The following is a 21,309-nucleotide window of genomic DNA, read 5'->3' on the forward strand; positions in this document are numbered from 1 at the left end:
GCATAGTCCATATTCTTTTGACTTATCATAGTAAATTAATTTTTAGTATCTTTGCCTTTGAACCATAACTGCTTTTCGATGTAGTAGGCTATGGCAAGTAAGCCTGCTTGATCCTGCTCATCAAATCGATCAACCGCTGGGCTGTCAATATCAAGCACCGCTTTTACCTGACCTTGCTTCTTTATGGGTAACACAATTTCACTGTTAGTATCAGCATCACAGGCAATATGCCCAGTAAATTGGTGGACATCTGCAACCCTCTGCACCTGGCCTGTGTCAGCAGCTATACCACAAACACCTTTACCCAGAGGGATTCTGATGCAGGCTGGCTTACCATGAAAAGGACCTAACACTAACTGATCCCCTTCTCTCAGGTAAAAACCAGCCCAATTAACATCTTCCAGTTGCCAAAACAACAAACTGCTTATATTAGCCAAATTGGCAATCATATTAGGCTCGTCCTGGGTTAACGACTTCAATTGCTCCAGCAGCCACTGGTATGACGTTGATTTATCCCTTTCAGTTAATGACTCTAGCTGGAACATGTTATTCCCCTCACCCTTACGTTGTTATTTTTTTGCTTGCCATCAACTATTCTGATTGTTGGCGACAGGACTTTAAGGTTTCTGCAATTAAGAATGCCAATTCCAGTGACTGATCTGCATTTAACCTTGGGTCACAGTGAGTATGATAACGATCCCCTAAACCTTCCTCTGTAATAGCCTGAGCACCTCCAATACATTCCGTGACATTCTGTCCTGTCATTTCGAAGTGCACCCCCCCAGCATAACTGCCTTCAGCATGATGCACTTGGAAAAACTCCCTCACCTCTTGCAGAATTTGATCAAAAGCACGGGTTTTGTAGCCAGAGCAAGCTTTGATAGTATTGCCATGCATTGGATCACAGCTCCATACCACATGGCGCCCTTCTTGTTGGACTTTTCTGATCAACGCTGGTAAACCATCAGCTACTTTCCCAGCCCCCATTCTGACAATAACAGTGATTCGACCAAACTCATTTTCAGGGTTTAAAGTATCTATTAACTGAATCAGCTCTTCAGGTTTCAACGTCGGACCAGCTTTAACACCGATAGGGTTTTTTACCCCTCGTAAGAATTCAACATGAGCTCCCTCTGGCTGCCGAGTTCGATCACCAATCCATAGCATATGGGCAGAGCAGTCATACCAATCACCAGTGATGCTATCTTGGCGAGTTAAGGCTTCTTCATAATTTAATAACAATGCTTCATGGGAAGTATAAAAGTCTGTTTCACGAATGGCTGAGCTGGTTTGCGCAGTAATGCCACAGGCCGCCATAAAAGATAGGGTTTCATCAATTCGCTCAGCCAGGTGTTGGTAACGCTCTTTTAGCGCACTGCTTTTGACAAACCCTAAATTCCAGCGATGAACCTGGTGAAGATCAGCCAGCCCGCCTTGAGCAAATGCCCGCAACAAATTCAATGTCGCTGCTGCTTGGTTATAGGCTTTTAACAGTCGATTAGGGTCAGGTACTCTAGACTCTTTATTAAAAGCTATGGAGTTAACAATATCTCCCCGATAACTAGGGAGAGATATGCCATTTTGAGTTTCCAGGCCAGCAGAACGTGGCTTGGCAAACTGGCCTGCCATGCGGCCAACCTTAACGATAGGGCAAGCACCGCCAAATGTCAGCACAATGGCCATTTGCAGCAGCACTTTGAAAGTATCACGAATATTATTAGCATTAAACTCTGCAAAGCTTTCTGCGCAATCCCCTCCCTGTAATAAAAATGCTTTGCCTTGAGCTACATCGGCCAACTTGGCCTGCAACAATCGTGCTTCACCTGCAAATACTAGTGGGGGATTTTGCTGTAACTGAGTTAAAACTGACTCAAGTGCCTGAGCGTTTGGATATTCTGGCTGCTGTTTGATGGGGAGTTGCTGCCAACTACTGGGAGACCACTGCTTCGCCATGCTGTAAACCTATGAAATATTGCGAGCTAATGAAAATAATAAATAAGAGCTTCATTAGAAAGCCTTTTAAGACCGACTTCAAGCCCTATAGCAAGGATAATCAGAAGCAGAAGTTTAACAAGAGACAGGAGTCCAACTTGTTGGAATTGCAAACTGCACAGTTCCTTGTGCGCAGCTAAAGAGAATATAGGGTTATTAAGAATTTACACCAATCATATCAACGGTGGTTTCGAGTTCGTCTAAAAAGAAGCCTACCAGCTGACGTCGGGTTGGATAAGTATCATGTTCTTGGCGGTATTCTTCTATTAAACGTGTAACTTCAGACTTAGAACTTTTGCCTATATTGAAAGGCACAACATTAGCAAAACTATAAAACTCATTAGCTGATGTCACTAACTTACCACCTTGTTCTATTTTGCTGAGGTATTTTTCTTTTAGCGAATGGATTTTATATTTTAAAACGGCCAACTGCTGATCAGGCATAAGAAAGTCAAATGCCATGGCTGCTTTTTCATTGCCTTTCGCGGCCATCGAGATCAGCTGGGCATAGTGGGCTACATCAAATTGATCCATAGCAATCAAAACTCCATAACTACTATCGTAACGACTGTAAAACCCACTTAACAATAACTAAGAATGAAACACAAATAGACTACGCATTTTTTTGACAAAAGTTTAAAGTAAGCATACAGAGCTATAGCGATATATTATAAAAAAGTCGAGAGTAGTTATTAGATAATAACACCTAGGTTTTGGCTATCTATAAGCTAATTAAGTCAATTTTACGGCTATATATATCTTGCCACTGGGTTAAGGAGACCCAAATTTCGCCTTCTATAGGGTCACGATAAATCCAACCATTACAGGAATAACTGAGCTCCCTTAGCCTTTTTATATGTTCTTGAGTAAGGCTTAATCGTCCATATTGGAATGGGCCAACTACAACAGCATGCCACAACACAAACTCCAAATGCTGAAGCCGTCCGGCAGGGTAAGCTAACAATGCCAGTTCATTCATATAATTAGCAAGTTGTTGAGCAGCAGCATCCACTGTACTCAGCCTCTCTTTTAATCATCTTCGATATAATAAGCTTATCTTAAACCGCCCTAGCTATTTTTCTTACCAAGTCTATTTGAGCATTATAAAGCAACGCTCTTCCAAATCATGGAAAATAAAAAGCTATAACATACATATGCATTATACTTTTAAATATTAAAGTGTCCCTGTGTGCTGTGCATGTTCTATTTCTTTTAAGTTATCACTAAAAAATACAATAGTTTAGTTTGCTTTATTGCATTTATCCCTATTCATAATCTCCTCCTGTTACAGTCAATATAGCTCAGCCGCAAGTTCTCTGAATATAGGTACTGACTATTGGCCATATGACTTTCATTTAAACAACGACTTTCTCTCAACCTAATAGAGCAGCCTTTAGATCAACTATAACTTTTAAAGCAAACCTCAGACTATCAGTTGCTATACAACAAGTACTTTGCAAAGAAATAAGCTGTCAGATTTCTACACACTCCCCCTAAAAATTTAAAAGGCGGGATGCCAGATAAAAAAATCTAATAAACAAAATCAACCAATAACAGCTACTGGCGTAAATTATGCTTAAGTTCTGACAATGCCATACCTATGGCCGTATTTCTAAAGAGCATCTTTGTAAGTATGTTAGATTGATATCCCTTAAGAAAGGAGCTATGCGATGAGAAATTTGAGGATTAATGAAAACAAATTTTTTGGCAAACGATCTGAGCGCTTCTTTCGGAAAAAAAGCATCTGGTTTTTCAAAACAAGGGAAGGTATTGATATAGGCCCATTCAAAAATATTTATGATGCTAAAGAAGGAGCTGGTGACTATATTGACTTTATTATTCAAGTTAATTCAAGAGTTCTAAAGTTTTAACTGCAAAACAGGAGACAACTGACAGAAACATCTGCCATTAGTAGAAGAAAACAACTGTGCTGCAAAAACAATGAGTTGATAATTATCCCCATCAACCCGGTAAAGCTAAAACCAGCTAGTGACTGGGGAAGTCACTCTAAGAGGTAAACTACTGCTAAAATAGCGCCTAAAACCAGTACTTCAATCATTATGTAGACTCTTCTATTTCAAAACTGAACCAGTACGACCAAAAGCGTGTTGATGAACGAGACTGCAGACTGTATCACAACCAAGCTCAAGTTAGCAAAAGTAGGATTTAGGCCATATTGTAAAGCATCTGCCTTCTCTATTGGCTAGGTTGAACTTACTCAGTTACAACACCTGCCTTATCAAGGCCTGTATATTTTTCAAACAAGTCTTGATAGGTACCATCTGTAAGTAACTCAAATAATACCATGTCAAATTTAGGGATAAGTGAGGTCTTTTCCGCACGCTTAGAAAAAGTCAAATAAGCAGCTCTAGCCGTTAACGGTACAGGCAATGTGATAATGTTAGATAAATTTAACTGTTTTAGTAAGTATGCCCCTACATGACGATTAACCAGCACCATGTCAACTCGTTTTGCGGCTAACTTTTCAAAGTTCTGCTTAAAATCATTAACAGAACTAACCCTAAACCAGTGTTTACTCAATGCCTCATCAAACTCAGGCGATGTAGTAAATTCAGAGACTAAACCAATATTGCGTCCCTTTAGATCCTCTAGCGTATTAAATTGAAAGGGTCTGTCTTTATGCACAAAAAAAACTAAAGCAGACACATGAATAGGTACATTGGTATAGTCCATATAGGCTAACCGCTCTTCCGTTTTAAAAGCAGCTATCATGCAGTCCAAATTCCCCTTCTTGATCATGGCAAGCATACGACTCCAGGGAAATAAATTCAGTTTAGTTTTAATATTTAGCCGTTTGCCAATTTCATGGACAGCTCAACCTCAATCCCTTTTAACTGCCCATCCTCGATAAAACCAAAAGGCGCAAACTCGTTAGTACCACATATTAACGTATCGGTTGGCTTAGCCCATACAACAGTTCCCATACTCAGTAACAAACAAGCTATAAATGGACGACTTATTCCTTGGTAAATACATTGAGCATATATAACCAGAAGAGCAAATAAAAAGTACATTTACTTACCCAATACTATTTTTATCCAATATCTACTACTGTCATCCAGCTAATTGCTCTAAAGCAATAAAGGCAAACTCTTGATCAAAAGCATTACCTTCAACATCTCCCGTTTTCACCAACATTTGGTTACAGTCAATGGAAATGATTAACGCATTAATTTGAGTGTTATCCCCTGTAATCGAAAAGTCTGTCCCCCCTGGTTGATAAACAGTCACCACTGCAGTAGGTGGCGATTGAAAATGCTGCTTAAAGTGAACCAAATACAAGCCTTTTGACTTCTTAGAACTACTACGAATGCCACCAGTGGGGTTGGTAATAATCGTACCATTTGGGCTAATCCGTCCTGCAACTACTCTTACACCATTTCCTGAAACCATATGACTTCTCCAGAGTACAGTTAAACTTACCTATGACACCCACAATACCCTACGCACGAGGTATATTAAGAACACTACTAGTAAGAATAGCCAATTAACACATAACTGAAACTTAAATTAACCATATACCAAAGCAACACATTGCTATTGTTTAAGTCAACACTATCAGCTACCCTCCTCTATCTACCATACAACCCAAGTTACCTATAAAAATCTGTGAAGCGATAGATCGATATTTCGGAAGACTTTTACACAGTTGATGACTCCATGAAAAAGGATGGTTTTGTAAGCACTTGTTTAGAATAGGGAACTGGTCAGAGTTACTAGATTCAAACCTGCGCCCCTTGCCTCCCGAAGCCAACAAAAAACAGGTACACTCCACAACTACCTGTTTTTACTATAATTTTATTGGCATTTTAATTGCCGACAAGGGTATTTTTAACTGAATTTAGATAAAGTTAGGCACAGTATTAAATTATAACTGAGGCTTGTTTAGTTCTGAATGGAAGTAGCTGCATTTATGCTTAATAAGGGGCTTAAGTAAAACAATATAGATTGCCCCCTATTTTTTGTATTTTCTTGGTAAACATGTATATGTTCGACATACTTACCAAGGATATACAGACTTTTTACTTTTCTTTTTTTTATCACAATAGACAATTACTTCAGTTATATCATTGCTTATTTTTTCCTAATTATCACTATACCTAAGCCATTAACTGCTGTATATTTGAACAGCATGGAAACTTAATTGAGAAGGTATAAATAATGGCTATCAACAAAGTTCAATTTCAAAAAGGCCTGAGTTTAAACGAGTTTCTCAAACAATATGGTACAGAAGAACAATGCTTTAATACCTTATACAAATTGCGATGGCCAGAAGGTTTTCAGTGCCCCAATTGTGGATACGACAAATGCTGTCAACTCACTACTAGAAAGCTTCAGCAGTGCTATAAATGTCACCAGCAAACATCTGTAACTGCAGGTACTATCTTTGAATCAACCAAATTACCATTAAAGACTTGGTTCCAAGGGATGTATTTGATCTCCCAAGACAAAAAAGGTATATCAGCCATAGAATTACATCGCCATTTAGGTATTTCCTATCAAGCTGCCTGGAGAATGAAACATAAGCTCATGAAAGTGATGCAAGAAAGAGAAGGCACCAAGCAATTGTCGGGTTTTATTGAAATTGATGATGCCTATCTTGGTGGTGAGCGTACAGGTTGCAAAAGAGGTAGGGGAGCAGATGGGAAAATACCTTTTGTAGCAGCCGTAGAAACAACAAAACAAGGTCAACCGACACGAATTAAACTGAGCATTTTAAAAGGGTTTAATAAAGAAGAGATAACGGCTTGGAGTAGGCAGAATTTGGCCAAGGGCAGTACCGTAATCTCCGATGGACTGGCCTGTTTTAATGGTGTCATAGAAGCAGGTTGTCTTCATGATAAAATTGTATGCGGTGGTGGTCGTGCATCAGTAGAGGAACCTGAATTTTATTGGGTTAACACCATCCTTGGAAACTTAAAAAGTGCTTTACGTAGTACTTATCATGCTATTCGCGCTAAATATGCACAACGTTATCTTGCTGAATTTCAGTATCGATTTAATCGAAGATTTAGCTTAGTAGAATTTATTCCTAGGCTAGCATTTGTAGCACTGAGAACACCTCCACTACCAGGTAAGCTACTAAATATAGCTTAGGTATGATGATAATTAGGTATTTTTTTATATAGACGTTTTCTTGTTATGGAGCTTGGTGGTCCCCAGGGTGGTACAGACATTCTTATAATCCTTCACTAGATATCTAAAAGTTAATATCTGAGTTAAACCAACCGTCATTGATGACAGATGAGATTGGTCATGTGAGCATAGAAGAGTATAAGGAGTTAAAAAATAAATATTTAAAAGTGACTATCAAAGCTATAGAAATGGAGCAAGCTTTACGCACAATTAATAGAGCATCAACTATTGCTCTTTTGGATGAGTGTTAACATCGAAGAATAAGTTATCTTGGTTAGCTATGGTGTTGAAGTACATAGCAAGCCGAAAAATAAGCTGTAAGTAACCGTGTTTAGTCTTGCTTCCAACCACATCATATAGCAGGCCCAATATTGGGTTAGCTTTCCTTTCTTATTCATTTTTCATGTTCAATGTCAAGCTTGGTTGAGTGGTATTTTCTACGTAATTACCGACCTATTATTCATCAAACTTTTCCAACAATATCAGTAAAATAACCCATATTTATAATACTCGAAATTGATTGAACATTAATCAATTTTAAGTAGAATGCTCGGTTTATCACAAAATCCTTTTCAGGCTGTTGTTTATATGAAAAAAGTATCCATCCTTTTATTGAGCTTGCTAAGCACAAGCATTTCTCTAGCACAGAACAAATTACCCGAAGGCATGTGGGGCGTTAGCGGAACTTACGCAGGAGCGTGGCCTACTCTGCAAGCGGCTTGTGCTGCAAATAAACAGTGGTATGAAGAAAAATTTGCTATATGGCATAAGGGCCGACCTGATAGGCCTTATGGTAAATTTATTGATAAAGGATACACCTACCCTCTTAAGACTACAAAACGATTGATTGGCCACTGCCATTATGATTATTTTGATGGAGTTACGTGGTGGCGAAATAAAAAAATTCAGTTTTCTAGATCTATTTTATTGTCTCCTAAAGAAAATGGTTCAAGCAGTTGTACTGCTCCAAACACCACACCAAGTGTAGGCCAGCCTATCCGCATTTCTACGGGAAATATGTACCATATTGATGTTGATATTCCAGGGGAAATTCCTGTATCACGCACATATAATAGTAACACCGGTTTTTGGTCTCATAATTTTTCTACACGGCTTATGATAGTGAAAGGTGAGCAGCAAATAGGATTGCAACTTCACGACGGTAAATACTATCAGTTTACTTTAGTTAATTCCGAATGGACCAGTGATCCAGATGTTTTTCATAAACTAGAGCCCACTCAGGAAAATGGAGCTAAGTGGAAAGTTCTTTTTAGTGACAATCATCAAGCTTGGTTTGATGAAAAAGGACGGCTTCTTAAACAAAAGTGGTTGGGTGGTAAAACATATAACTATCATTATGAATCTGATAATACAGTCATCACGGATAATCAAGGAAATGAGTTAACACTAAAATATAACAATAAATTTCAATTAATTGAAGCCAAAGCTGATAATAATTATCAGATTACTTACCAGTATGATGCGAGAGGACGACTAACCACAGTCGCTTATCCTGACAATAAAACGCGTCGTTTTCACTATGATGATGAGCGCTTTCCATTTTACTTAACAGCAGTGACTGATAAGCGAGGTGTTAAATCACTTCAGTGGGAATATGACGAAAAAGGACGTGCGATAGTTAGTGAAATAGCCAATGGTAAAGAGCATTATAGTTTAGCTTATGGTGATAACCAAACGACTGTCACTAACCCTCTAGGCAAGAAAACAACTTATTATTTTAAAAATTATCATGGCGTGAATAATGTTATCAAAGTAGAAGGTCACGCATCAGCTAACTGCGCGGCAGCCAATAAGAATTACGAATATTTTGATAATGGGTTATTAAAATCCAAAACCGACTGGCAAGGGGTTAAAACAACCTATCAATATAATGATCGTGGTTTAGAAACTGAAAAAACAGAAGCAGCAGGTACACCACAAGCTCGAACAGTATCCACGGAATGGCACGAAACCTTTAGTTTACCAGTAAAGGTGACAGAGCCAGGTAAAACCTCCACTTATGAATATAGCGATAAAGGCCAGCTAACAAGTCAACGGCAGGAAAGCGCTAAATAAAATCAATTAATTTAAATTGCTAGGCGGTTCACGACCGCCTTGGCCAGGTTTTAAATTTATTTTGAGTAGTAATATTATGCAGTTTAAACAGACTTTATTAGCCGGGGCGTTATCGTTATTTATTTCCCCGTTAGCGCTTTCAGGTGCGAGCAGTACCACCAGTTATCAATACAACGATCAGGGCAATGTTACGCAAATTGATGGCCCACGTACAGATGTGCAGGACATTACCCAATTTAGCTACAACGACAAAGGGCAATTAGCCGAAGTTGTTAATGCATTAGGGCATTCCACACAATTATCTAACCATAATGTCTTTGGTAATCCCCAGAAAATTACCGATGCGAATGGCACAGTCACTCACCTGTCTTATGATGAGATGGGCCAATTAACCCAATCCATTATTAAAAGTGCAGCGGGCGATATCACTACGCGCTTTGAATACGATGCTATTGGCCAAGTGACGGCGGTTTATTTACCGAATGGTAGCGAACTGCATTATGAATACGATGGAGCGAAACGTTTAACCGCTATTCAAAATGGCTTAGGCGAACGCATCGAATATCAACACGATAATGCCGGGAATATTACCAAGCAGGTTGTTAAATCTTCAACCGGTGCAGTAGTGAGCCAATTTAGCCAGGCTTATGATGAAATAAGTAGACTGTTAAAGTCTGTTGGCGCTAATGGCCAAACCAGCCGGTTTGAATACGATAAAAACAGCAATACAACAGGTGCTACTAACCCTCGTAATTATAAAAGCGGTAATGCATATGATGCGTTAAATCGGTTAGTCACTAGCACTGATGCATTAAACCAAAACACCCAATTTAAATACGACTCGCAAGATAATTTAACCCATGTCACTGACCCGCGTGGTGTTACCACTACTTATCAATATGATGGCTTAGGCCGTTTAGTTAAAGAAATTAGCCCAAGCAGTGGTGAAACGGTTTATAGCCATGATGCCGCCGGTAACATTACTCAAAAAGTCGATGGCCGTGGTGTTGTTACCAAATACAGCTATGACGCTTTAAACCGTCAAACCAGCCGGTCTTATCCTGCTAGCCCTGAGTTGAATGTTACTTATCTTTATGATGGCACCAACGATGGTAACAAAGGCATTGGCCGTTTAACTGGCATTCAGGACCAGTCAGGCTTAATTGCTTACCAATATGATGACCGGGGCAATGTCACCAAAACTATGCGCTCGGTTAGCTTGAATGGTAAGGATCAATTCTTTGGCGTGGCTTATGGCTACAACCTGGCTAATCAGCTGACCCGTATTCAATACCCCTCTGGTTTAACCATCAGCTACCAACGCAATAGTAATGGGCAAGTTAACCAAGTCACGGGACAATTTAAGGGAAGTGATCAGGTCATTAATTTAGCCAACAATATTGGCTATGTACCCTTTGGCCCTGTACAACAATTGACGTGGGGTAACGGTAAAACCTTAAACCGCCAATACGATCAGGATTTACAGTTAATTCAGCAAACGGTACAAGGCATCCAAGAGCTGAATTACCAGTACGATCCTAATGGTAATATTACCGGCATTGATAACTTATTAGCCCAGCAAAATAACAGTAGCTACGGTTACGATGCCTTAGACCGCTTAATCGAAGAGCAAGCCAACTACGGTCGTAAAACCTATGAGTATGACCCGGTCGGTAACCGCACCAAGCGTACAACCGAAAAAGCCGGTAAAACTGAAACCCAAAAACTAACTTATGCCGAAAACAGCAACCGCTTAATCAAGCATGAAGAAAGCAATGTCAGTTATGACGGCATGGGCAATACCCAAAATAATGGTAATGGTTTACAGCTCCAATATGATGGTCAAGGGCGACTAAAAGCCGTTGTTAAAGGTGGGAATACACAAGCTGAATACCGTTATAACGCGATTGGCGAGCGAATCGTTAAAGAGCTTGGCAACCAAACCGTTATTTATAGCTACGACCAAAACGGGCAACTGTTAGAAGAAGCTTATTACAACGCTAGCAATAAACTGTTCTACACCCGTAACTATGCGTGGTTAGGTACTCAGCCCATAGCTATGTTAGAGCAATGGCTAAACGACAAAGGCCAAAGCACAAAACAGCAAGTTGCGTATATCCACAGTGATCACCTCAACACCCCACGGGTTGCTACCAATAAAGCAGGCCAAGCAATCTGGCAGTGGCAATCAGATGCGTTTGGGGTTGGCGTAGCCAATGAAGATGTGGATGGCAATGGCCAGAAAACAGTGGTTGCATTGCGTTTTCCTGGGCAGGTTTTTGACCCAGAGTCAGGGCTACACTACAACTATTATAGAGACTACGATCCAACACTTGGACGGTACATCGAAAGTGATCCGATTGGGTTAAATGGTGGCTTAAATACTTATGCTTATGTTGATGCTAACCCAGTTTTGTATGTAGATCCATTAGGTCTTGTAAAGTGTACTTGTAAGGCAAAAAACTCAGGAGGTGTTGGAGAAGTAAATGGAGTTAAGCAGTGTGCCTACTCTTGTACCTCTGAAGATGGGCTGGAGTTTAACTTTACTGGTGATGGCCATAATCTAACACATGGTGATGTGTGCAGAGGAGCAGATTGGGATACTACAGTACGAGGTGAGAATCTTTCAAATGTAACTAGAAGTTTAGATAATTTCCAAGTGGATACTGATGATTATTGGTTTTGGCAAAGTAACTTTCAAAAACAAACAGAAAGTGCTTATAATAAAGCAAAAGATTCTAAATAATACAGATGGGTCACTTTAGATAGAATATTAAACTGATAGCTATAAATTTGTTATATGTAGTTGTCAGTTACTTTCTGAAAGTGGATTTCCGAAATTTTATAGCCTATAAAGTTTATTGTAAATTTATGCAACTTAACATGACATTATGGCTGTTAATGAATACAGTTTTTATATATGTATATGCTATATATGATTTAAGCTTGGTATTTCAGTTAGGAATGTGGACAGCAGGTGTTACTAGTAAGTATTGGGGAGGGGGATTAATTATAGGACAAGCCTTACTTTTAATCTCGATGTTTAAAGGGAGTATGAGACCATTAGCAATTTTTATTAACTCCCCTTTAATTGTTGTCTTGTATATAAAGCTAATTTATTATTTGATTTTGGGTTTTTTGATTAGCTTTTCTGAGAGTATCTTTTTTGGATTTATGCTAAATGCCTCTGTTGTTTTTTTATATTCTTTGCTTGCTGTAAGAGTACTTAGAATCAAAGTCTATAGTTTCTGTATTCTTGTAATGGCTTTTTCTCTTATACCAATTTCTTATCAGTTTGTGCGCTATACAATGTTACCTTAATCATTTTCACTCTTATTGAAAGGTAACAGGTGGAAGGGCATAATAAGTGTTGGAAGTTACACATCGTTTCTATTTACATGTAGCGAACCAAATTACCTCCATACTTTTTACCAAAGTATTGGTCGTACGGTTTGGTAATCTAAGTAGGTAATCCCCTGCTAATCAGTGGGCTTGCCTGCATTCCCTTCCCATCGATTTATTGCCTCATTCATCTACTTCATCAGAGTAACAGTGTTTTTTATATAATCTCATTGTCGTTTGTCGATGGGCTTTCAGGATAGGCTTTGTAGCATCTTGAGTTAAGGTGAGTAGATTAAGGTGAAGAGGTAGTAAGCCTCACAAATTAAAGTAGTATAAATATTTTTCAGGTAATGAAGTATCCTTCTATACTAGAAAAAATACCTATAACACAACATCAAATAGTGGCCGAGTTTTACCCACTGAGTTTCGTATAATAGGTAAGCACTTCTGAATAAACACCATTAGCGCCAACTTTGATAAGGCCACTACCCTTAATTGGTGTACCCGGAATGCCCCACCAACACCAGGCAGTAAAAATACTTCCTTCTTCTTTGGTAAGCACTTCCGATGCCTCTACTAGTGGATTTGGTAGTTGACCGTCGCAAAGAGAAGCTACTACTTTCTTTAATTCTTCAAAATATTCCATAAATTCACTTTTCGAAACCATGCCATGATTGGGGTCATCAAGAGTGTAGTCTGTCGCTGTTGCTTTCAAAATTAGTTCTGCATCTCCCTTACCCCAACCTTCCAGATATGTATTTAAATGTTCTGAAGCACTCATTTTAATCTTCCTAAGTTTTAGCTTTAATCGTCTTAATGCTTTGAATTACAGGATCTTTTAGCTCTTGGTCAAATTGTGCAAAAAGAACCCTTTTTGTCTCTAAAAAAGATATGTATTCCACCACATCTTGCTTTTCAGGATTATTAAGGAGCGATTTAACAGCACCACCGATAGTTACTATGTCGCCAACTAAAGATACTAACGTAAGGAATCTCATTATGTTCTCTCCACGAACTCACCCTATGAATAACGCCTCGCATCAGCGGCTAAACCGCGAGCGCAGCGAGTGGTTTGGTCCGGCTGCATGTGCTTGTTATATTTATTCAATTTTTATGGGCGATTATCTCCACGGGGGCAATATAATCAGCTGTGATATTGCCGATCATATTCTTAATTTTAATTGAAGTACTTTCCTTCATTAGCGTATGTAATCCAAGCGGAGGTGGGCCGCCACTTGCCTCTGTTTTTTCAAGTACCTTCCTGAAAAAATCCAGCGCAAAATCACGACGATTATTTTCTTTAGAAACTTCAAATCCAGCATCATTCAGAGCTTGTCTGTATTGGTTGGGTGTAGCTAACCTGCTAGTACTCTTTTCTGTTGCCCAAGGGACCGGGTAGGTCAGGTCACCCTCGTTGATGCGCATTACATCATAGACACCGAAAGATGATCCCTGTCGTAACACTCGAAAAATTTCCCTGAAAAGCAATTCTTTGTCTTCGATGTTCATACCTACATGTAACATGTAGCCGCCGTCAAACAATTCATCCTGAAAGGGCATCGCAGTTGCGCTCCCCTGTTGAAGAAAAACCTTTTTATCCAGATTGACCCAGGCACATAGTGACTTTCCTGCTTCAACGTATTCCTCTGTCAAATCTATCCCAGTAACATGGTTGTTGTACTTGTCTGCCACAAATCGTGCCGCGCCACCCAGACCACAACCTACATCAAGTATATGGTGTTTCTCGGAAAAGCTGAGCTGGTTTAGCAAATTTTCAGTTGCTAACCGCCCCCCAATATGAAATTCGTCAACAGGTGCAAGATCTTCAATTGATATGTTATCAATCGTTTTACCGAGTTTTTTAATTGATGCGCGAATCGCTTGCAGTAAATAACCGTGCAAGTAGTGTTCGGATATTGCTTTATCACTTGTCATAATGATCATCTCTTTAGTTTGGCCGAAAAATATAACGCCGCATTCAGCGGCTTGTCCGCTGCAATGCTTTGTTATGCAATTTATTGTATGAAATGACAAAAGAAAATTTTGAATACGGAATGTTATTCAATCTGACACTTGAGCCTTCGACATTTACAGCTAGATTAATATTATGAAGTTCGCAAATCAGTTTTGCAAAATAGAGTCCATAGCCACCGCCACTAGTATCAACTAGTTCAGCGTTTTTCCCTCTAATTTTTTTGTTAAAGATTTTATGCTCTTCTCCATCCCTTAGGCTAGGACCAATCGACTCGACTTTTATTTCAAATGAGTCACTGTGCTCTTTGAAAGCTACTTCAATAGTTTGGTTGCTAGGGGAGTATTTAATGGCATTCTCTAACAATACATGAGGTACGAAATCAAATATTGGAAACATATCGATATTCGTATGTAGACGACCTTTAAAAGGGGATATTCGAACTCCGGCATCTCTTGCGTATATTTCCAAGCAATGCGAAGCTTTTTGGAATTTCTGAAACACGGACGCCTGAAATGGTGTAGATGCTGTTATGATTTTTGGATTGCTTTCGAAGTCATATATATTTAGACGATTTGTGATCGAAGAGCTTGATGCGAACACTGTTTTCATTAGTTTTTCATTATCTAAACTGCAAAAATCTTTAGAGGTTAGGTATTCCTCAGAACTCCTCTTAATGATCAAATTATATTTCCTAACCTCATGTAAACAGAAATCCACAAGATCCTTATCAAATTCTGCTTGAACTTCGCCTTCAAAAATCTCGCGCTCAATTGACTTTGAATTTGACACGCTTTCAAGAATGACATTCGGAGGTATCGTTGGAAGAAAGGAGCTAGAATTTTTAATCTTATTTTTTGTGTAATACCCAGCTATTCTTACTCCGGAATATATACTTTCACCCGAGTTGTATGAAGACAGTCCAGCGGGGCATTCATGAAATCCTTTTAAATTCTTTATTCTTTCATAGTGTTTTTTACACGTTTTCTTATTTTGTTTCAAACACACATCCGAGACGCTTGAAAAGCAACCGCCTTCCAGCTGTTCCGTTTCTACATTCCACACTGGAATTGCCGATATTCTACTCATGCTCCAAACACCATTTTAAACAAAATACTAGCTATAAAGCTGGATATTACATCTCTAATATCACCTTCCAAGCCCCTTAAAGTGGAATTTTTTGCAAATTTATCTTTATCACCCTTTAATACAGCTTCAATAAATTCTTGCTCTAACTGAAATACAGTCTTAATTGGGACTTCTTTTTCAAGCAAAAAGGTTCTCATCCGCTTCCATTGCTCAACAGGCGAAACCACTTTACTTATGGTTTGGTCAAGCAAGGTAACCCATGTATCCGAATCTACATCTTTCGTTAACGTAAAATCAGCTAAAGAGAAAAATTTATTATAAGTTGCATCAAATTGTTGACCGGTATAGGCAATCACCACTTTTTCAGGATAGTGACTCTTGATTTCTTCAATGATATGCCCACCTTCATATATGGAGCCAAAACTTTTACCAACTCCTTTGATATCACAAATAACAACTGGGTAATCCATAACCGCTTTAATATCTTCAATATCGTTTAAAACACGAATATTAAAATTATGATTTCTAATAATTTTCCTAATTATCATCATACCTAAGCTATATTTAGTAGCTTACCTGGTAGTGGAGGTGTTCTCAGTGCTACAAATGCTAGCCTAGGAATAAATTCTACTAAGCTAAATCTTCGATTAAATCGATACTGAAATTCAGCAAGATAACGTTGTGCATATTTAGCGCGAATAGCATGATAAGTACTACGTAAAGCACTTTTTAAGTTTCCAAGGATGGTGTTAACCCAATAAAATTCAGGTTCCTCTACTGATGCACGACCACCACCGCATACAATTTTATCATGAAGACAACCTGCTTCTATGACACCATTAAAACAGGCCAGTCCATCGGAGATTACGGTACTGCCCTTGGCCAAATTCTGCCTACTCCAAGCCGTTATCTCTTCTTTATTAAACCCTTTTAAAATGCTCAGTTTAATTCGTGTCGGTTGACCTTGTTTTGTTGTTTCTACGGCTGCTACAAAAGGTATTTTCCCATCTGCTCCCCTACCTCTTTTGCAACCTGTACGCTCACCACCAAGATAGGCATCATCAATTTCAATAAAACCCGACAATTGCTTGGTGCCTTCTCTTTCTTGCATCACTTTCATGAGCTTATGTTTCATTCTCCAGGCAGCTTGATAGGAAATACCTAAATGGCGATGTAATTCTATGGCTGATATACCTTTTTTGTCTTGGGAGATCAAATACATCCCTTGGAACCAAGTCTTTAATGGTAATTTGGTTGATTCAAAGATAGTACCTGCAGTTACAGATGTTTGCTGGTGACATTTATAGCACTGCTGAAGCTTTCTAGTAGTGAGTTGACAGCATTTGTCGTATCCACAATTGGGGCACTGAAAACCTTCTGGCCATCGCAATTTGTATAAGGTATTAAAGCATTGTTCTTCTGTACCATATTGTTTGAGAAACTCGTTTAAACTCAGGCCTTTTTGAAATTGAACTTTGTTGATAGCCATTATTTATACCTTCTCAATTAAGTTTCCATGCTGTTCAAATATACAGCAGTTAATGGCTTAGGTATAGTGATAATTAGGATAATTTTTTCATATTCTAAACCCCCCTCTCTGTCAGGCTAGTTGTCGTTTTTATTCACTGAGATGACGACAGATAACTGATGGCTAAATATACCAAACAGCAAAAAGAAAATATCTTAAAGCTATTGCTCCCACCCGAAAATAAATCAGTCCCAGTGGTACACAAAATGACTGGCATTCCTCAGTCAACCCTGCATACTTGGAAAACCAAAGTGCGAAGTCAATCTGCCAACATGCCGAAAGAAACATCAAATCAAAGCTGGTCATCAGAACAAAGGCTTAATGTGATCATTGAGACAGCGGCCTTATCTCAAGCAGAGCTAGCAGCCTATTGCCGAAAAAAAGGGTTGTATGTTGAGCAAGTTGAGCAGTGGAAACAGGCATTTATTCAGCCAGAGCAACCCTCCCAGGAGCTAAAGAAAAGCTTGCAAGTGGAAAAGCAGCGGTGCCAACAACTTGAAAAAGAGCTAAAGCGAAAAGAAAAAGCACTGGCCGAAGCCGCGGCCCTGTTAGTCCTTCAAAAAAAAGCTCAGTCAATCTGGGGACCGGACGAGGAAGCCTAACGTCGTATGCGGATAGGCAACAAACAGTTCAGTTAATTGGGGAAGCCACAACTGCAGGGGCTCGGCAATTTAAGGCCTGTGAAGTATTAGGGTTAACCCCGCGCACTTATCAACGGTGGCAGCAAGGCGGTGAGCTACAACCGGATGGCCGCACCACTGCACAGCGTCCATTGCCGCCTAATAAGCTGCCTCCCAATGTTCATCAACAGATGCGAGAAACGCTGAATTCACCGGAGTTTGCTGACCTCCCACCTTCTCAGATTGTGCCTAAATTAGCAGATCAAGGTGAGTATATTGCCAGTGAAGCCAGCTTTTATCGGCTCATGCGGGCAGAAGGGTTATCAACCCATCGAGGGAAGACCCAATCTCGTCAACCCAAACCGAAAACCACCCACACGGCGACAGGCCCTAATCAACTTTGGTGCTGGGATATCACTTGGTTGCCAGGTCCCGTCACCGGCATCTTTTTTTACCTGTATTTGATCCTTGATGTTTTCAGCCGCAAGGTGGTTGGCTGGGAGGTGCACGATTGTGAGCGTAGTAGCCTAGCGGCAGACTTAATACAGAAAGCCTTCTGGCGGGAAAATCTCCATAAAATTCACCAGCAGCCCCTGATATTACATTCAGATAATGGGAGTCCAATGAAGGGAAGCGCTTTACAAGTCAAACTCGCTGAACTTGGTATTGAGCCTTCTTATAGTCGACCGCGAGTTAGCAATGACAATGCTTATGCAGAGTCCATATTTAAGACCACTAAATACCGACCAGATTTCCCTCACCAAGGGTTTACCTCATTAGAAAGCGCTCAACGGTGGGTTGATCAATTTGTTCATTGGTATAACCATGAGCATCAGCATAGTGGATTAAAGTTTGTAACACCGGTACAACGCCATACAGGTGAAGACCTAGTTATTTTAAGCCGGCGGAAACAGGTTTATGAGCAAGCTAAAGCAGCTTCCCCTAACCGATGGAGTGGGAATATACGAAACTGGGAGTTGGCAGATGAAGTCCACTTAAACCCTGAGAGAAATCAAACTCGTTAATATCCATTTAAAACTGTGCAACTCCCCTCTTTAATTGAAGCTGCTGAGGATGGATGCTTTGCATCGCAAGGCGTCCACCAGAAGGAGCAATGGGTGTTGTCTGTGTTATTAATAATTAGCCCTAAATTGATTATTAATATTTATTATGCCTCACGTTTTGAGATAGCTCGATGAAGATAAGAAGATAACACGACAACTACGTTGACAAACACCGACCCTGATCATCAATGCACAACATTGAAACTGAAGATCTTTCAATTTTTCTTGACTGAGTAACGGTTTTCAGTTCACTCAGTTGTCTTATTTTCCCAAATATGTACATAAATTACCTTTAGGAGCATGGAATGATCGGCATAGAAGCTTGGAACGACTGGCATAACGCCTTGGTAAGGTGCGCCGCCAGGCGTCACCTTGAACAACTTGTTATGTTTATCGTACTAACTAAGCACCTGTAAACCAATAAAATAGGGAAAGGGCTCTCTTTGATTCAAATATTACCATGTAATCATTCCAATCATCTGTTGCGACAGTTCCTGGAAGGCTTACCTTGTTAATAAGCTCCTTAGGTAGCCGGGAACTCACGAACTTACCATTTTTGTAATAGCCAACTTTATGATCCTTTCCCCAAGCCATTTTTTCGGGATTTTCTAAAACCAATGATTGGCATTCATTTATTATTTCATTTGTTCTTTCTGTATCAGAATCAGTAGTTACACGAAAATCACAACCGTTAAGAAACTCTGTGAAGCAGCTAAACAAGCTATCTTGCTTTTCTCTAGATGACATTTTCTCATAGTAGTCTTCGGAGAATTCATACTCTTCAATAGATTTCCAAAGCAGTGCAAATTGAACTTCCGCACTTGGAGGAAGTGGGTATTTGAGTTCCACAACAAATAATGAATACATACCCTCATCCCCAGTCTCTAAACTGTGAATTGTAGTGAAATACTTTTTTTCGAAAAAAGCATCTGAAATATCACTAGAAGCCTGTATTAAACTATCTGTTGAAACCATTTCCATCCTAAAACATAACTATTAATGAACGTCACTATGACGTAATACATTACGTTGTAGTGACGTAATATATTGCGTCATGCTGACGTATAATTCCCTTTATACTTCAATTAATTAAACTAACACTCGTTATATACCTCGAAGCACTTACCGAATGCTTGGCCTGCTTCACCACCCACCTACAATCAACACCAGCCCTTACACCTTGAATAATCACAGGCCACTCAGCTATTAACTTAGGGTTACCCACTACAGTTATACTTAAACTGGCTTCTGTATAATTTAAGCCACTTAGCTTGACTTTGGCGCTGGCTTGGGCTGCTTCCTTGGTTGGATATACAATTTTAATAGTATAGGTCGGTTCGCCATTACCAACCTTAACATGCTCTGTCTTGCCACCTTCAGCACTATGATATTTAGCCATCACACTTTTATAATATTGCCTGTCAGGGGCTTTTAAATTCCATTTATTAATTTTAGAAATTGTTATTGCTGACAATTGTTTACCGGTGGCTGTTTTGGTTTTCCCTCGCTCAACAAACACTAAATGTTCCATCATCGGCTTAACAATCGCCCCATGATCTAACGCAATGCGACTTAAAAAATTAATATCAGATTCTTCTGTCTGGTCTATGTGATCAATGACAATAGGCGTAAATACTTCTGCAATTTTAGGCTTCAACCCATTGTCATTAGCCACGGTGGTTACAATATCTACCAGCTTTTTTTGATGCCAGGAACGTGATTTAGGGCTACGGAGTTGATCACGAAGGTTGGCACCTTTGGCCTGAATGGTCATTTGGTTAGGAGGGCCAGAGAGTGACACCCCATCAATAATAAAATCACCCATATGAATATTCTGGATGGCAACTGATAACTTGGTACCTTTGGCGGGTATGGGTAAATTACCTTATTAACCCTAAAGGGGAATAACTTAAAAAGCTTTTGGCAATACCTGTTACTCCACCATCAAACGCCTGGTTAATTTCATCCCAAAGGTTACTAAAAAAATCACTGATACCCTCCCAGTTGGAAACGATATAACCGAGCGGCGTGAAGTTGAGAAAGTATTTTTTAATTATTTCAAATGCATCACTACAAGCATTAACAATAGCATCAAAGGTATCCCCTAAAAAAGTAGAAACCGTACTCCAGCTGGTATGAATCAACGTAGTGCCAACAGCAATGAGTTTAATAATTAAACCAATCGGATTGGCCATCATCGCTAAGCCCATGGCTTTAATGGCTGGAATAATCGTCATTAGCGCAGCACCTGCAGCTAATACCGCACCGACTAATTTCACCCCAATTAATGCAGCCACAACAGCAGCGATATTTTTCCAGCCAATAGTCGCCTCGATAAAATTATTTATTTTGCCAGCGACAGTAATAACCATCGAACCCAGATTCCACATAAACCGACCCACATTCACTAAGGAATCCGCTATTTGGATTAACAGTTGATTCAAAATTGAAGCAACTAATTTTGAGAGC

General features: G+C 39.5%; 22 protein-coding genes and 1 pseudogene. 7 read left to right on the forward strand and 16 right to left on the reverse strand.

The window, feature by feature from the left end; translation table 11 throughout:
* Nucleotides 1–35 precede the first annotated feature (35 nt).
* The 4 genes from G4Y78_RS20860 to G4Y78_RS20875 all read right to left on the reverse strand — a co-directional run bounded on the left by G4Y78_RS20860 (nucleotide 36) and on the right by G4Y78_RS20875 (nucleotide 3,004).
* Nucleotides 36–545, reverse strand: a complete 510-nt coding sequence (locus G4Y78_RS20860) for a GAF domain-containing protein (RefSeq protein WP_163834836.1) — start codon at nucleotides 543–545, stop codon at nucleotides 36–38.
* A gap of 46 nt (nucleotides 546–591) precedes the next feature.
* Nucleotides 592–1,953 carry a class II 3-deoxy-7-phosphoheptulonate synthase gene (locus G4Y78_RS20865; protein WP_163834837.1) on the reverse strand — a complete coding sequence of 454 codons (1,362 nt, stop codon included), beginning with the start codon at nucleotides 1,951–1,953 and terminating at the stop codon, nucleotides 592–594.
* A gap of 195 nt (nucleotides 1,954–2,148) precedes the next feature.
* A complete protein-coding gene (locus G4Y78_RS20870; RefSeq protein WP_163834838.1) occupies nucleotides 2,149–2,526 on the reverse strand; it encodes a hypothetical protein in 378 nt (125 codons plus the stop codon).
* A gap of 187 nt (nucleotides 2,527–2,713) precedes the next feature.
* The gene (locus tag G4Y78_RS20875) at nucleotides 2,714–3,004 is read right to left on the reverse strand and encodes a hypothetical protein (RefSeq protein WP_163834839.1); all 291 of its coding nucleotides are present in this window, start codon (nucleotides 3,002–3,004) and stop codon (nucleotides 2,714–2,716) included.
* A gap of 658 nt (nucleotides 3,005–3,662) precedes the next feature.
* Between G4Y78_RS20875 and G4Y78_RS20880 the strand changes: the two genes are divergently transcribed.
* Complete coding sequence (locus tag G4Y78_RS20880) at nucleotides 3,663–3,863, forward strand: DUF6316 family protein (RefSeq protein WP_163834840.1); 201 nt, start codon at nucleotides 3,663–3,665, stop codon at nucleotides 3,861–3,863.
* A 343-nt stretch (nucleotides 3,864–4,206) separates the two neighbouring features.
* Here the strand turns inward: G4Y78_RS20880 and G4Y78_RS20885 are convergent, their stop codons facing one another.
* The 3 genes from G4Y78_RS20885 to G4Y78_RS20895 are packed head-to-tail and all read right to left on the reverse strand — an operon-like array spanning nucleotide 4,207 to nucleotide 5,406.
* On the reverse strand, nucleotides 4,207–4,761 hold the full coding sequence (locus tag G4Y78_RS20885) for a substrate-binding periplasmic protein (protein WP_230425627.1): 555 nt from the start codon (nucleotides 4,759–4,761) through the stop codon (nucleotides 4,207–4,209).
* Nucleotides 4,762–4,799: 38 nt separating this feature from the next.
* Nucleotides 4,800–5,027, reverse strand: a complete 228-nt coding sequence (locus tag G4Y78_RS20890) for an amino acid ABC transporter substrate-binding protein (protein ID WP_163834841.1) — start codon at nucleotides 5,025–5,027, stop codon at nucleotides 4,800–4,802.
* A gap of 40 nt (nucleotides 5,028–5,067) precedes the next feature.
* Nucleotides 5,068–5,406, reverse strand: coding sequence for a hypothetical protein (locus G4Y78_RS20895; protein WP_163834842.1), 339 nt, complete (start codon nucleotides 5,404–5,406; stop codon nucleotides 5,068–5,070).
* Nucleotides 5,407–6,174: 768 nt separating this feature from the next.
* Between G4Y78_RS20895 and G4Y78_RS20900 the strand changes: the two genes are divergently transcribed.
* From G4Y78_RS20900 to G4Y78_RS20920, 5 genes are all read left to right on the forward strand, one after another.
* A complete protein-coding gene (locus G4Y78_RS20900) occupies nucleotides 6,175–7,110 on the forward strand; it encodes an IS1595 family transposase (protein WP_163830705.1) in 936 nt (311 codons plus the stop codon).
* Between the two features lie 140 nt (nucleotides 7,111–7,250).
* Complete coding sequence (locus G4Y78_RS20905; RefSeq protein WP_163834843.1) at nucleotides 7,251–7,400, forward strand: hypothetical protein; 150 nt, start codon at nucleotides 7,251–7,253, stop codon at nucleotides 7,398–7,400.
* 337 nt (nucleotides 7,401–7,737) lie between these two features.
* Nucleotides 7,738–9,225, forward strand: a complete 1,488-nt coding sequence (locus tag G4Y78_RS20910) for a DUF6531 domain-containing protein (RefSeq protein ID WP_163834844.1) — start codon at nucleotides 7,738–7,740, stop codon at nucleotides 9,223–9,225.
* Nucleotides 9,226–9,301: 76 nt separating this feature from the next.
* Nucleotides 9,302–11,971: an RHS repeat-associated core domain-containing protein gene (locus G4Y78_RS20915; RefSeq protein WP_163834845.1), complete on the forward strand. Its 2,670-nt coding sequence runs from the start codon at nucleotides 9,302–9,304 to the stop codon at nucleotides 11,969–11,971.
* 137 nt (nucleotides 11,972–12,108) lie between these two features.
* Nucleotides 12,109–12,546, forward strand: a complete 438-nt coding sequence (locus tag G4Y78_RS20920) for a hypothetical protein (RefSeq protein ID WP_163834846.1) — start codon at nucleotides 12,109–12,111, stop codon at nucleotides 12,544–12,546.
* A gap of 433 nt (nucleotides 12,547–12,979) precedes the next feature.
* Here G4Y78_RS20920 and G4Y78_RS20925 read toward each other — a convergent pair whose 3' ends face one another.
* From G4Y78_RS20925 to G4Y78_RS20950, 6 genes are all read right to left on the reverse strand, one after another.
* Nucleotides 12,980–13,348, reverse strand: coding sequence for a nuclear transport factor 2 family protein (locus G4Y78_RS20925; protein WP_163834847.1), 369 nt, complete (start codon nucleotides 13,346–13,348; stop codon nucleotides 12,980–12,982).
* Between the two features lie 10 nt (nucleotides 13,349–13,358).
* The gene (locus G4Y78_RS20930) at nucleotides 13,359–13,565 is read right to left on the reverse strand and encodes a hypothetical protein (RefSeq protein WP_163834848.1); all 207 of its coding nucleotides are present in this window, start codon (nucleotides 13,563–13,565) and stop codon (nucleotides 13,359–13,361) included.
* 106 nt (nucleotides 13,566–13,671) lie between these two features.
* Nucleotides 13,672–14,502, reverse strand: coding sequence for a class I SAM-dependent methyltransferase (locus tag G4Y78_RS20935; RefSeq protein ID WP_163834849.1), 831 nt, complete (start codon nucleotides 14,500–14,502; stop codon nucleotides 13,672–13,674).
* A gap of 43 nt (nucleotides 14,503–14,545) precedes the next feature.
* Nucleotides 14,546–15,628, reverse strand: a complete 1,083-nt coding sequence (locus tag G4Y78_RS20940; RefSeq protein WP_163834850.1) for a sensor histidine kinase — start codon at nucleotides 15,626–15,628, stop codon at nucleotides 14,546–14,548.
* Nucleotides 15,625–16,179: a DNA-binding transcriptional response regulator gene (locus G4Y78_RS20945; RefSeq protein WP_163834851.1), complete on the reverse strand. Its 555-nt coding sequence runs from the start codon at nucleotides 16,177–16,179 to the stop codon at nucleotides 15,625–15,627. Before G4Y78_RS20945 ends, G4Y78_RS20940 begins: the two co-directional genes overlap by 4 nt.
* A gap of 2 nt (nucleotides 16,180–16,181) precedes the next feature.
* Nucleotides 16,182–17,117 carry an IS1595 family transposase gene (locus G4Y78_RS20950; RefSeq protein ID WP_163830705.1) on the reverse strand — a complete coding sequence of 312 codons (936 nt, stop codon included), beginning with the start codon at nucleotides 17,115–17,117 and terminating at the stop codon, nucleotides 16,182–16,184.
* Nucleotides 17,118–17,275: 158 nt separating this feature from the next.
* On the opposite strand from G4Y78_RS20950, the pseudogene G4Y78_RS20955 reads away from it, so the two are divergent.
* Nucleotides 17,276–18,801: pseudogene (locus G4Y78_RS20955) on the forward strand (IS3 family transposase).
* Nucleotides 18,802–19,242: 441 nt separating this feature from the next.
* Here the strand turns inward: G4Y78_RS20955 and G4Y78_RS20960 are convergent.
* The 3 genes from G4Y78_RS20960 to G4Y78_RS20970 form a co-directional block, all read right to left on the reverse strand.
* Nucleotides 19,243–19,815, reverse strand: a complete 573-nt coding sequence (locus G4Y78_RS20960; RefSeq protein WP_163834852.1) for a hypothetical protein — start codon at nucleotides 19,813–19,815, stop codon at nucleotides 19,243–19,245.
* Nucleotides 19,816–19,921: 106 nt separating this feature from the next.
* The gene (locus G4Y78_RS20965) at nucleotides 19,922–20,665 is read right to left on the reverse strand and encodes a contractile injection system protein, VgrG/Pvc8 family (protein ID WP_163834853.1); all 744 of its coding nucleotides are present in this window, start codon (nucleotides 20,663–20,665) and stop codon (nucleotides 19,922–19,924) included.
* Nucleotides 20,666–20,720: 55 nt separating this feature from the next.
* Complete coding sequence (locus G4Y78_RS20970; protein ID WP_163834854.1) at nucleotides 20,721–21,284, reverse strand: hypothetical protein; 564 nt, start codon at nucleotides 21,282–21,284, stop codon at nucleotides 20,721–20,723.
* Nucleotides 21,285–21,309: the final 25 nt, after the last annotated feature.

Source organism: Spartinivicinus ruber (genome assembly GCF_011009015.1).
GTDB classification, from domain to species: domain Bacteria; phylum Pseudomonadota; class Gammaproteobacteria; order Pseudomonadales; family Zooshikellaceae; genus Spartinivicinus; species Spartinivicinus ruber.

Excerpts from the sequence above, each read along its gene's own strand:
- G4Y78_RS20965 (WP_163834853.1), bottom strand. The coding sequence starts at position 20,665 with ATGGGTGATTTTATTATTGATGGGGTGTCACTCTCTGGCCCTCCTAAC.
- G4Y78_RS20950 (WP_163830705.1), bottom strand. The coding sequence starts at position 17,117 with ATGGCTATCAACAAAGTTCAATTTCAAAAAGGCCTGAGTTTAAACGAG.
- G4Y78_RS20885 (WP_230425627.1), bottom strand. The coding sequence starts at position 4,761 with ATGCTTGCCATGATCAAGAAGGGGAATTTGGACTGCATGATAGCTGCT.
- G4Y78_RS20865 (WP_163834837.1), bottom strand. The coding sequence starts at position 1,953 with ATGGCGAAGCAGTGGTCTCCCAGTAGTTGGCAGCAACTCCCCATCAAA.
- G4Y78_RS20945 (WP_163834851.1), bottom strand. The coding sequence starts at position 16,179 with ATGATGATAATTAGGAAAATTATTAGAAATCATAATTTTAATATTCGT.
- G4Y78_RS20890 (WP_163834841.1), bottom strand. The coding sequence starts at position 5,027 with ATGTACTTTTTATTTGCTCTTCTGGTTATATATGCTCAATGTATTTAC.
- G4Y78_RS20860 (WP_163834836.1), bottom strand. The coding sequence starts at position 545 with ATGTTCCAGCTAGAGTCATTAACTGAAAGGGATAAATCAACGTCATAC.
- G4Y78_RS20870 (WP_163834838.1), bottom strand. The coding sequence starts at position 2,526 with ATGGATCAATTTGATGTAGCCCACTATGCCCAGCTGATCTCGATGGCC.
- G4Y78_RS20940 (WP_163834850.1), bottom strand. The coding sequence starts at position 15,628 with ATGAGTAGAATATCGGCAATTCCAGTGTGGAATGTAGAAACGGAACAG.
- G4Y78_RS20895 (WP_163834842.1), bottom strand. The coding sequence starts at position 5,406 with ATGGTTTCAGGAAATGGTGTAAGAGTAGTTGCAGGACGGATTAGCCCA.
- G4Y78_RS20935 (WP_163834849.1), bottom strand. The coding sequence starts at position 14,502 with ATGACAAGTGATAAAGCAATATCCGAACACTACTTGCACGGTTATTTA.
- G4Y78_RS20925 (WP_163834847.1), bottom strand. The coding sequence starts at position 13,348 with ATGAGTGCTTCAGAACATTTAAATACATATCTGGAAGGTTGGGGTAAG.
- G4Y78_RS20920 (WP_163834846.1), top strand. The coding sequence starts at position 12,109 with ATGACATTATGGCTGTTAATGAATACAGTTTTTATATATGTATATGCT.
- G4Y78_RS20960 (WP_163834852.1), bottom strand. The coding sequence starts at position 19,815 with ATGGTTTCAACAGATAGTTTAATACAGGCTTCTAGTGATATTTCAGAT.
- G4Y78_RS20930 (WP_163834848.1), bottom strand. The coding sequence starts at position 13,565 with ATGAGATTCCTTACGTTAGTATCTTTAGTTGGCGACATAGTAACTATC.
- G4Y78_RS20905 (WP_163834843.1), top strand. The coding sequence starts at position 7,251 with ATGACAGATGAGATTGGTCATGTGAGCATAGAAGAGTATAAGGAGTTA.
- G4Y78_RS20915 (WP_163834845.1), top strand. The coding sequence starts at position 9,302 with ATGCAGTTTAAACAGACTTTATTAGCCGGGGCGTTATCGTTATTTATT.
- G4Y78_RS20900 (WP_163830705.1), top strand. The coding sequence starts at position 6,175 with ATGGCTATCAACAAAGTTCAATTTCAAAAAGGCCTGAGTTTAAACGAG.
- G4Y78_RS20910 (WP_163834844.1), top strand. The coding sequence starts at position 7,738 with ATGAAAAAAGTATCCATCCTTTTATTGAGCTTGCTAAGCACAAGCATT.
- G4Y78_RS20880 (WP_163834840.1), top strand. The coding sequence starts at position 3,663 with ATGAGAAATTTGAGGATTAATGAAAACAAATTTTTTGGCAAACGATCT.